The organism is Polaromonas sp. P3_C2 (genome assembly GCF_056402675.1).
In genome coordinates, this window is record NZ_JBFUGX010000368.1 from 1 (window position 1) to 4,193 (window position 4,193).

The 4,193-nt window shown below is 64.0% G+C and carries 2 protein-coding genes; both read right to left on the bottom strand.

The window, feature by feature from the left end:
• On the bottom strand, positions 1–872 hold an 872-nt coding region (locus AC1DWI_RS15180; protein ID WP_477725129.1), incomplete at its 3' end, for a lyase family protein.
• On the bottom strand, positions 859–4,193 hold a 3,335-nt coding region (locus AC1DWI_RS15185; protein ID WP_477725130.1), incomplete at its 5' end, for a beta strand repeat-containing protein. The genes AC1DWI_RS15180 and AC1DWI_RS15185, both read right to left, overlap by 14 nt.

A 4,193-nucleotide genomic window follows, 5' to 3' on the forward strand; every position in this document is an offset into this window, starting at 1 on the left:
CCTTCCTGGATGGTGATCCAGGGAGCGGTCTGGTGGTACTGGGTGTGCATGTCCTGTACCAGCACGCCTATCATCAGCGCCGCGTTGCTGCACAGGCCCACCAATTCCACGCCCTGGTCGAGCGCGCCGAGCTGAGCCGCGTCGTAGGAATTTTCCACCGCACCGTCAAAACCCAGCAGCTCCGCCAGGCGTTGGCGATTCACCGGAAAGCTCGAGGTACCGAGCGCACCCGCGCCCAGCGGGCTCATATTGAGGCGCGCATAGGCTTCTTTCAGGCGCGCGCTGTCGCGCCCGAAGACCGAGGCAAAGGCCAGCAGGTAGTGCGCGTAAGTGGTGGGCTGGGCCTGCACGCCATTGGTATAGGCCGGAACGATGGTGTCCAGGTTCTTCTCCGCCACGGCCAGCAGCTGCGCCTTCGATTGGATCATCGCGTCCATCAGAGCCAGCGCGCGCTCCCGCTGCATCAGGCGCCGCGTGGTGGACAGAATGTCCTGGCGGCTGCGGCCGGAATGCATGCGCGAACCATCGGGGCCGGCCAACGCCAGGATCAGCGGCTCGTATTGCAGGTAATCCCCAGGGCGTTTCGCGCCCGGCTGGTTGCCGTCCCTGATCACTTGGTCGACCGCCCGCGCAATCTTTCTGCCGAGCTCTGGCGGGACGATTTTTGTCTCGACCACCATCACGGTTGAGGCCTTGTTCATCTCGCCGAGAAAATGGAAGTTGTCGTGCTCGGCTTGCCCGGCTTTCTTGTCGGCAGCGACAGCCAAAGCGGACAGCGATACCAGCAACAAAGGAACCAGCAACAGCCGACCGGCGCGGCGTGGAATGGAGCCAGTGAACGCCGCGAGGGACGCGGACTCAAGGCGTTGCATCTTCTTTGCCTGCAGCGGATGCATTGAGATTGGCATTGGACGACACCACGGAAATGGTGAGCCTGTCCGTTCCGCCGTTGGAGGTCGGGGATGCAGTGTCGCCGGCAAGGGGCGCCATCCAGTCGCTGCCAGTCATTTCCGATTGCAGCGCAGCGGTCGCCGCGGCCGAATCCGCGCTGGTCAGGCTGCTGACCATCTTGCCGCCGAGATTGCGCAGCACAACCCCGGAACCGGTGGCGGCAATTGTCGTAGCGTCCGAAGACTGGCTGAAGGGCTGCCCACTCGGCGCACTGGCGCTGATGAGCAGAACGCCGTTCTCCACCTGCAGCTTGTTGGTGCCGCCGTCTATGCGCACCCCGTAGCTGCCACCGGAGCCCGATACGAGCAGATTTCCATTACCACCCGTGCTGATGGTATTGAAGGCATTGGCGCTGCTGCCAACGATGGACAGCCCCTCGCCGGAGCCGGCTGTCGCAGCCTTGATGTCGATGTCACCGCTGCCCGACGTGATACTGACGCCGTTGGCAGCTCCCGAGGCCGCAGTGCGCAGGAGGACTGCCGGCGCCGCAGACGCCGCGCTGTTGCTGCCCGTGATCGAGAGCTTGCCCGACACCGTGGAAATGGCGGCGGAACTGGTCGCCGTCGACGGGTAAATGGTGACGCCGCTGCCATAGGTGGAGCTGCCAGCCACACTCACTGAACCGCCTCCAGTGGCGCGTATGACATTGTTACCAGTCAGCACGCCCACCCCGTCGCCATAAACACTGCTCCCGGTGATCGCGAGCGCGCCGTTCTCGACACTGACCAGGGCCTTTCCGCCACCATAGATGCTGACGCCATTGCCCTGGTCGGCTGCGCTGCCGACCAGCGTCACGTTGCCCGAACCGGTGGTCTGGATGCGATTGGCGACGTTCTGGATGGCGATACCGTGGTCGAGCTCCCCGGCGTTCGGCGAATGGAAGTTGCCGACCAGCGTGATGTTGCCGCCTTGCGAAGAGATGTTGTTGACCGAGTTGGTGCTGGATGCGCTACCGCCCAGGGAGATAGCGTCCGAGGTACCTATGGAATCGCCCCTGAAGGTGATGTCACCGCTCACGGTAGTGACGTTGACGCCGTTCGCGTTCCCGGTGGAGTTCAGGAAGATACCGTAGCCGCCGAAACTGCTCGTGCTGTTGCCGTTGACGGCAATAGCGCCGCTGCCGGTGGTAATGTTGATGGCCGCATTGGCACCGGACGGCGCGATGTCAACGCCACGCCCCGAATAGCTGGTGCCGTCGAGCGTCAGCGCGCCCGACTGCGTGCCCAGATTGATGCTGGCGTAGGCGCCGCTGGCGTCCAGCGACACGGCCTTGAATGAGCCGGTAGTGGGATTGACCACACTGTTGTTGGCCAGCAGCTTGAGTGCGCCGGCTGTGCTGTTGATGTTGATCTGCGAGGCGGTGGCCGCGCTCGTACCGACGCCGGAGCTTAGCAAACCCAGCGCCGGCGTCGTGCCGCCCGAAGTGTTGCCGGTCACCGTGATGTTGCCGTCCGAAAAGATGCTGATGGAAGATCCGGAACCCGTCGAGTTGAGCACCGTGCCGTAACTGCCGGTGCTGCTACCACGCAGCGTGATGGCACCGCTGGTCGTTGCATTGAGTACTACGGCGCCATTGCCGGAAGCCGCCAGGTAGACGCCGCGGCCGGCACCGGCAAAGCCGTTGTCATTGGCCTGGATAGTCAGATTGCCACTGCCGACGCTGAGTTTTTGGGTAGAGGTGCTGGCCGTCGAGCAGATCAGCACGCCAAAACCGGAGGTTGCGTTGCCGCTGATCGTCAAATTGCCGGAACCGCTTGCAGCCATGGTGTTGTTGGTGCTGAAAATACGCGTGCCGTTGCCGCTGCCCAGGTTGGTGCTGTCCACCGTGATGGAGCCAGCGCCGCTGGTCTGTACGTTACTGCCTCCCGTAAGCACAAAGGCGTCGCCGGTCCCGGTGGCACTGGCGACGTTGGCCAGGATGGAGATGTTGCCGCCGCCGGYATTGAGYGTGGAGCCGGATATATTCACCGCGCTGCTGCTGGAGCTTGTCGAGGTGGAGGCGCCGCGTATCGTGATGTTGCCGCCGCTGGTGCTCAGCGAAGCGCCGCTGGTGATCGCCACGCCCGAGGCGCTGCTCTGGTTGGTGCTGGCGTAGCCGGTCAGCGGGTTGCTGCCGCCGCTGATGGTGATGGCCCCGCCGTTGGTGGTAATGGTGCTACCCGTCAAGGCCACAGAGCCGTTGCCGGTGTCACCGTAATTGGAGACCAGCGAGACGTTGAGGCTTTTGCCGGTGCCGTTGGAAATGGTGCGGCCGCTGCCGATGATGATGTTGCGGTGCGCCTGCAGGGTCAGAGAGGCATTTCCCACACCCTTGACGTTGTCCAGCACGTTGATGTCGCCCGAGGTTCCGCCGACCGCAGAGGTTTGGACGATCACGTTGGCGCCTTCGGACAGCGAGGCGTTGAGCACGGCCGAACTCAGGTTGGAACTGGCTGCGCCGCTGGAGGTGAAAGGAGAGCTCCCAGTCGCGCCGACGCTTGCCGTGCTCGTAATGTTGATGTTGTAGGGGTCGATCAGCCAGGTGCCTCCCTTGCCGGAGGCCGCGCTGATATCCACCGAACCCGTTGCATCCAGGTGATGGCCCGAGGTCTCGACCAGGCCCCCGCTGCCTGTCTGCCCGCCACCCAGCACCGTGATGCCGCCGTGAAATTGCGTGCTGTCGGTGGACCACAGGATGACTTTTCCGCCGCCGCCGCTGCTGAGCGCATCGGCATGAATGCGGGCATCCTCCCCCATATAAGTTCCGACGGCCTGGCGCTCGGTACCACTGCCCTGGTAGTTGCCGCCGACCAGTACCGTGCCGCCACCGGCATCGCCGGAAGCATCGATTCGGGCACCGTCGAACACACCGACGTACTGGCCCAAAGCCTTGAAGCTGCCGCCGGTTTCGCCGGCATCGCGGCCGGAGACGTCGACACGGCCGCTTACGGCGACAACACCGGCCTCCCCGCCGTCAAGCAGGACCGTGCCGTTTCGGCGCTGCAGGCTGGTCGCCTCGATCACGCCTTCGTTGTTGACCACATTGGACATCAGCGCGTCGCCGGAGCGGGCCGACATGACGACCAGGCCACCGTTGGCCTTGAGCAGCCCCTGGTTTACCACACTGGCGCCCAGCGAAGGGTCACTCACCTGCATATTGATCAGGCCGTCACCGTTGAAGTCCAGCGTGATATTCTTGCCCGCGCCCAGCATCACGCTGCCCAGACGGGCCGTGATGCTGCCCACATTGCGCACCTGCGCAC